Origin of the sequence: Mesorhizobium helmanticense (assembly GCF_003034915.1) — a bacterium.
GTDB lineage: Bacteria > Pseudomonadota > Alphaproteobacteria > Rhizobiales > Rhizobiaceae > Mesorhizobium > Mesorhizobium helmanticense.
The window spans coordinates 1-6,026 of sequence record NZ_PZJX01000056.1 but is presented as its reverse complement, the minus strand read 5'-3'; the positions used below and the strand labels follow the sequence as shown (position 1 = coordinate 6,026).

Below are 6,026 nucleotides of genomic sequence, written 5' to 3'. Positions count from 1 at the left end.
GAGCGCGACGCACCTCGGCATCGAGGCTGATGGACGGCATGTGTCCCAGCGCGCGTGCCGCGGCAATTCCGACCAGCGCGCCCTCGGCAAGTGCTGCACGCGCCCCGCCAAGGCCGGTGCAGTCGCCCAGGGCATAGACACCACCCACATCCGTCAATCCGTCCGCGTCGCGGCGCGTCACCAATTGGCGCCGGACCGGGTCGAAATCATGCCCGCAGCCCAGCGCCCGCAACAGCTCGTTCGACGGTTCGAAACCATAGCCGAGACAGAGCGCGTCGACCTCATGGCGCATCTCCTCGCCGCTGCCCGCGGCCGGCTGAAGTCTCACGCTGAGGCCCGTCGCCGTCTTTTCGACCCCGGCGACGATGGTGCCGTAGAGCATCGCAGCACCGCCGGAGCGCCGGATGCCATGATAGCGCAGGCCATCGCGGATCAGCGCCGGCGATGCCAGCGCCATGCTGGCCAGCGCACCCACCTTGGCGACACTCGGCCGTTGCGCCGCTTCCACCACAGCCACAACCCTGGCGCCGCCTTCGATAAGCTCGGCTGCAAGCTGAAGATTGAGGGGCCCGTTGCCGGCGATGAGCACGGTCTTGCCCGGCAGGCGGCGCGCCGTTCGCCACAAGGTCTGCGCGGCGCCCGTGGTCATCACGCCCGGCAGCGTCCAGCCCGGCACCGGCCATCCCCGTTCATACGCGCCGGTGGCGACGATCGCCGCCTTGGGCAGCAGGCGCAGCATCCGTCCTTCGGCGGTCGCCGCATATTCGTTCGGCTCGAAGGCGCCCCACACCGTGACGCCGGACTTGATTTCGACACCGAGCCGGACAGCCGCTTCGATCAGCGTCGCCCCCTCGCGATGCTGCGCGTCGGGCGCGGATACCCCCTTGGGGCCGACGCTCAATTGCTTGAAATACTGGCCGCCGGCCTGGCTGCGTTCGTCGACGACAAGAACCTCGGCACCCGCCTTTCTGGCGGCAATCGCCGCCGAAAGGCCGCCCGGTCCGGCGCCGACAATGAGCAGCTCAGGCGTCCTCACCTCGACATCGCCGATGGTGACGGGCGGATGGCCCTGTCCGGAGGGCATCAGCGGACGGGCATGGGCCTCGCGGCGAACGGTGAGCGGCCGGTCGACCTTGGTCATGCAGGCGCGCTGGTTGGGTTTGCCGTCGACCTCGACAAGGCAATCCTGGCAGACGCCCATGCCGCAGAACAGGCCGCGTTCCGCCGCGCAGCGTGTCGTGCGAAAGACGTTGACGCCATGGGCGGTGAGTGCAGCGGCCAGGCTTTCACCGGCGCGCGCCTCCACGCGAGCGCCTTCGAAATCGATGGTGATGGTGCCGGTCATGCTTCAAGCTCGGTCTTGCGGTGGCGGACAAGGCTCATCAGGCGGCGATCGCGCCAGGCGACGCGCTCGGCCCATCGGTCAAGCGGCAACAGCGTCCGGCGCTGTGCGGCGACCTTTTCGACCAGATCCGGCGTCCATGGGTCGTTCTGCCCTCGCTCCGCCCCCATGCGCTGATAGGCCGGTCCCATCTTCTGCGCATGCGAGGCAATGCCGCCTTGCGTGTTGAGGTCGACCGTCTCGAACGGCCCGATCACCGACCAGCGCAGGCCGAGCCCGTCGCGCACGATGCGATCGACGTCTTCGACGGAAACGACACCGTCGCGCACCAGGCAATAGGCCTCGCGCAGCAAGGCGCCCTGAAGACGATTGAACACGAAACCCTCGACCTCCTTGCGCACGAGGACCGGTGTCAGGCCGGCGCCAGTAAGAAGGTCCTGCGTAAAGGCAATGGCCGCCTCGCTGGTGAAGGGGGCGGGCACGACCTCCGCGACCGGGATGAGGAAGGGTGGATTGCCGGGATGAACGACCAGCATCCGCGCCCGGCCCGGCAGGTCGGCGGCGAAGGCCGAGGCGGTGATCGCGGAAGAAGCGCTGGCCAGCACGGCTCCCGCCGGCGCCAGCCGGTCGAGTTCGGCAAACAGCGTCTGCTTCAGGGCAAGCTGTTCTGGCGCGCATTCCTGCACATAGGCGGCGTCCGCGACAGCGTCGGAAAGGCTGGCGACGATGGCAATCCGGCTCAGGATGGCGCCGGCCGGCTCGTCAAGCAGGCCGTAGCCGCTGAGATCATCAAGCCTCGCTTGCAGGATCTGCGCGATCGATTGGCGTCTTGCCGCATCGGGCTCGTTGAGGCGAACCGCATGTCCGGCGCGGGCGAAGACGATGGCAAAGGCGACGCCGATGCTGCCGCCACCGATAACCGCGACGGATGTCCTCTGAGGCGCGGAATCGGAATCGGGTGCTGTCATCGAGTAAACCGTGGGAATATGAAAAGCGACGGGAGGGCGGAGCAATCGTTGCGTTCGCATTGCGAACTTGTGTACACAGATTTACACTGCCCCGAATATTCCGCAAGCCGTTGGGCTGCGAGTTCTACAACCAAGCGACGGGAAGCCATGCCTCCACTCCTCGACGGCCGTATTGCCTTGATCACCGGCGGATCGCGCGGCCTCGGCCTCGCCATCGCCGAGCGCTTCGCCGCCGAAGGGGCAGTCGGCCATGCGCTCGATCTCGCGCAAACCAGCGCGGGCGCGCAATTGCCTGCCGGCTTCAGCGCCACCGCCGTCGACGTCGGCGACGAGACGACGATTGCAGCGGCCATGCACGCGGCTCTGCGCCAACACGGCCGCCTTGATGTCGTCGTTGCCAATGCCGGCCTCGTCCCGCCCTGGCGGGAGACGGAAAGCCTCGACATGGCCGAATGGGACCGCGTCATGGCCGTCAATGTGCGCGGTGTCGCCGCCACGATCAAGCACGCGACGCCGGCGATGAAGGCGAGCGGCGGCGCCATCATCGTCATGGCCTCCATCAACGCCTACCTCGCTCATCCCCGGCAGATGCTCTACACCGCCTCCAAGCACGCCGTGCTCGGCATCATCCGGGCGGCGGCGCGCGACCTTGGCCGGTTCGGCATCAGGGTCAACGGCATAGCGCCCGGTCCGATCGCGACGGACGCCCTGCTCGAGCGCATCCGCACGCGGGCGCGAAATGGCGGCCCGGCGGAACAGGAGGCTTTGGCGGCACTTGCCGCCGACAATGCGCTGGCGCGGCTGGCGACCGCCGACGAAGTCGCCAAGGCAGCACTTTTCCTGGCGAGCGACCTGGCTAGCGGCATCAGCGGGGAGCTGCTTCCCGTCGATGCCGGCCTCGCCTGACCCAATCTGGACCATTGCGTCCCTGGAGCTGGAGCCCCTCATGCCGGATCTCGATGGCAAGACCATTCTCATCACAGGCGCCTCCAAAGGCATCGGGGCATCCATCGCCCGCATCGCCGGCGAGGCCGGCGCCTTTGTCATCGCCCATTATGGCTCCGATCTCGCCGGCGCCGAGGCTGCCTTGGCCACGGTGCCTGCCGAACGAAAGCGCTTCGTCCAGGCCGATCTGCACGATCTCGATGCCACTGAGAGGTTGTGGGACGAGGCGCAGGTCTGGCGCGGTCGGATCGACGTCTTCGTCAACAATGCCGCCATCATGCGCTGGAATGGCGGCTTCGACGAGGACGATGCGACCTGGGACGCGGTCTGGGCCGAGACCTTGCAGGTCAACGTGCTGGCGCCGGCCCGTCTCGTGCGCCGGGCGGTCAAGCACTATCTCGCCAACGGTGGCGGCATCCTCGTCACCATTTCGAGCTGGGGCGCGCAGCGCGGCGTGACCAACCCTGCAACGATGGCCTACGCCGCCTCCAAGGCGGCGGTGAAGGCCATGGCCCAGACCGTTGCCCGGGCACATGCCCGCGACAACATCCTCACCTACATCATCGCCCCCGGCGTGGTCGGCACGCAGATGTCGGAGGCGTTCGCGGCAAGCCAGGGCGGGACGGAGAAGGTCTTTGCCGGCCTTGCCATGGGCGAATGGGTGCCGCCCGACGACATCGGCCATCTCGTCGCCTTCCTCGCCACCGGCAAGTCGCGGCACCTTTCCGGCGCCACTCTCGACGTCAATGGTGCGACCTACATCCGTTAGGATGCGCTGATGTTCAGGTGAGGCCGGCCTGCAAATGGCGGCTTCCTGCGCTTCGCCGCATTGATCCAGAAACCTTTTTCGCTGTGTTGCTGCGGCGAACGCCGCCGCACGTTTATCCTCAAAATGTGCTATTTGCGCACAAACGTTCGTATAACGTACATTTCTGTTGACCGGAAGCACGTGTTTTGCCAGCATATGGATCGAAGGCTGGAGACAGAAGCGCATCAGCGCCATGCAGCCTGTCAGAGGGAAACCATGTGCCGGCCACGCCGGCGGAAGAGGACGATTTCATGCTGCGCAAACTCCTTTCCATCGCTTCCGCGGCGCTGATCGGCGGCGTCATGCTGGCCCAGACTGCGGACGCCCGTACGCTCGACCAGATCATTCAGGCCGACACCATCCGCATCGGCGTTAATCCGAATTTCCCGCCGATGAGCTCCTACGGCAAGACCAACGAATTCGAAGGCTTCGACATCGATGTCGGCAACAAGATCGCCACCGCGCTCGGCGTGAAGGCCGAGTTCGTGCCGACGGAGACGGCGCAGCGCGTTCCGTATCTCGTGGCCGACCAGATCGACATTTCGCTCGGTGCGCTCACCCGCTCGGCCGAACGCGCCAAGCTGATCGATTTCACGGTGCCGCTGCACACGGAATCGATGGCGGTGCTCACCACCGACAAGAACAAGGCCGAGAAGTGGACCGACTTCAACAGCGACCAGTTCACGCTCGTCAACATGCGCGGCAACTGGTCGGTCGACTTCCTGAAGGAGAAGCTTCCCAACGCCAAGGTCCTGCTTGTCGAGACCAATGCCGACACCGTCCGCGCCATTGCCCAGGGGCGAGGCGATGCGCTCATCGAGAATGTCGACTTCTTCCTCGCCTTCACCAAAAGCTATCCCGACATCAAATGGCGCACGCTCAACGACACGATCTTCGTCAATTACGATGCGATCGGCGTGTCGAAAGGCAATGACGGCCTGCGGCAGTTCCTCAATGTCCTGCTCTACGACCTTCATTCCAGCAACTACGTCAACGACACATGGCAGAAATGGTATGGCCAGCCGATGCTGAAACCAATCGTTGCCAACCCGTACTTCTGAAAGCAGACACCCGGCTCACTCTTTTGATAGTGTGAGCCGGGTAGAAGCGTTGCGCGGCGGCCTGCGCGGCAGCGTGGAATACCCCGAGAGAGATGGAGGCCGCGGCAGTTGAACTACACATTCCAATTCGGCGTCGTCTTTGCCCAGCTGCCCTATCTGCTTGGCGGGGCGTTGCTGACGCTCGAAGTGGCGTTTCTGTCCTTTTGGCTGGGCGCCGTGATCGGCCTCTTCGGGGCGCTGGGCAAGATGTATGGCGGCCGTGCGATACGCTGGCTGATCAACGCCTATGTCGTGTTCTTCACCAACACGCCGGCCCTGGTTCAGATCTTCTTCCTGTTCTATGCCTTGCCCGATGTCGGCATCCTTTTGACGCCGATGACGGCGGTGGTTATCGGCCTGACGCTGAATTCCGGCGCCTATCTCACTGACATCCTGCGCGCCGGCATCCTCTCCGTTCGCCGCGAGGAGATCGAGACCGCGCAGGTTCTGGGCATGTCAGGCCCGCAGATGGTGCGGTTCGTCATCCTGCCCCACATCGCCAAGACCATCTACGCGCCGCTCAGCAATTTCTTCATCTGGCTGGTGCTCGGCAGTTCGCTCGCGGCGATCTTCGGCGTCGAGGAACTCACCGGCCGGGCGATCAACATCTCGACCCAGAACCTTCGCACCATCGAGACCTTTTCGGTCATCGCCGTGATCTACATCGCGCTGACCTTCATAGCCTCGATCGCGCTGGCGCTGGTCGGGCGCTGGGCCTTCCGCGTCCGGGCGAGGATCTTCTGATGTGGGAGCGGATCGTCCAGGAAGCGCCCGACTTCTTCACCTATTACAACGCCATCTTCGTGCTCCAGGCGATGGGGCGCACGCTGGCCCTCACCGTGGTCGGCTGCGTCGCCGGCTTC

General features: G+C 65.3%; 6 protein-coding genes. 4 read left to right on the top strand and 2 right to left on the bottom strand.

Annotated elements, in window-relative coordinates; translation table 11 throughout:
- Window positions 1–1,345 (bottom strand): 2Fe-2S iron-sulfur cluster-binding protein (locus C9427_RS29225; protein WP_146172608.1); only part of this gene is annotated, 1,345 nt, incomplete at its 3' end.
- Window positions 1,342–2,310, bottom strand: coding sequence for a 3-hydroxyacyl-CoA dehydrogenase (locus C9427_RS29220; RefSeq protein ID WP_107652506.1), 969 nt, complete (start codon window positions 2,308–2,310; stop codon window positions 1,342–1,344). The genes C9427_RS29225 and C9427_RS29220, both read right to left, overlap by 4 nt.
- A 147-nt stretch (window positions 2,311–2,457) precedes the next feature.
- On the opposite strand from C9427_RS29220, the gene C9427_RS29215 reads away from it, so the two are divergent.
- The 4 genes from C9427_RS29215 to C9427_RS29200 all read left to right on the top strand — a co-directional run bounded on the left by C9427_RS29215 (window position 2,458) and on the right by C9427_RS29200 (window position 5,907).
- A complete protein-coding gene (locus C9427_RS29215; RefSeq protein WP_167434527.1) occupies window positions 2,458–3,216 on the top strand; it encodes an SDR family NAD(P)-dependent oxidoreductase in 759 nt (252 codons plus the stop codon).
- A 40-nt stretch (window positions 3,217–3,256) separates the two neighbouring features.
- Entirely contained in the window at window positions 3,257–4,024 is a 768-nt protein-coding gene (locus C9427_RS29210; protein ID WP_167434526.1) for an SDR family NAD(P)-dependent oxidoreductase, read from the top strand.
- Between the two features lie 290 nt (window positions 4,025–4,314).
- Window positions 4,315–5,124 carry a transporter substrate-binding domain-containing protein gene (locus C9427_RS29205; RefSeq protein WP_107652504.1) on the top strand — a complete coding sequence of 270 codons (810 nt, stop codon included), beginning with the start codon at window positions 4,315–4,317 and terminating at the stop codon, window positions 5,122–5,124.
- A 108-nt stretch (window positions 5,125–5,232) separates the two neighbouring features.
- On the top strand, window positions 5,233–5,907 hold the full coding sequence (locus C9427_RS29200) for an amino acid ABC transporter permease (RefSeq protein WP_107652503.1): 675 nt from the start codon (window positions 5,233–5,235) through the stop codon (window positions 5,905–5,907).
- The last annotated feature ends 119 nt before the right edge of the window (window positions 5,908–6,026 follow it).